This is a genomic window from Buttiauxella sp. S19-1, from assembly GCF_022134725.1.
Classification (GTDB): domain Bacteria; phylum Pseudomonadota; class Gammaproteobacteria; order Enterobacterales; family Enterobacteriaceae; genus Buttiauxella; species Buttiauxella ferragutiae.
Genome location: NZ_JAHWLU010000288.1, coordinates 1 through 373, shown reverse-complemented (window position 1 = coordinate 373; position 373 = coordinate 1). Strand labels below are relative to the sequence as shown.

Sequence of the window (373 nt, the reverse complement as noted above, 5' to 3'; positions counted from 1 at the left end):
ACCACTTTGTGATTCATGACTGGGGTGAAGTCGTAACAAGGTAACCGTAGGGGAACCTGCGGTTGGATCACCTCCTTACCTAATAGATACGAACTTGCGTAGTGCTCACACAGATTGTCTGATAGAAGTAAATGAGCAAAAAGCGATATCCTGCAAAGGATTATTCGTGTCCCCATCGTCTAGAGGCCCAGGACACTGCCCTTTCACGGCTGTAACAGGGGTTCGAATCCCCTTGGGGACGCCATATCCGATAATGTGTGAAAGACATTATCACCGAATATCTCAAAACTGACTTTCGAGTCACGTTTGAGATATTGCTCTTTAAAAATCCGGAACAAGCTGAAAATTGAAACGACACACTGTTTCCTTTCTC

Annotated in this window: 1 tRNA gene and 1 rRNA gene; both read left to right on the top strand. The window is 45.0% G+C overall.

From position 1 onward, the window contains the following. Nucleotides 1–78 (top strand): 16S ribosomal RNA (locus tag MES37_RS25060); the annotation flags it as partial. 90 nt (nt 79–168) lie between these two features. After that, nucleotides 169–244: transfer RNA gene (locus tag MES37_RS25055), tRNA-Glu, on the top strand. Nucleotides 245–373: the final 129 nt, after the last annotated feature.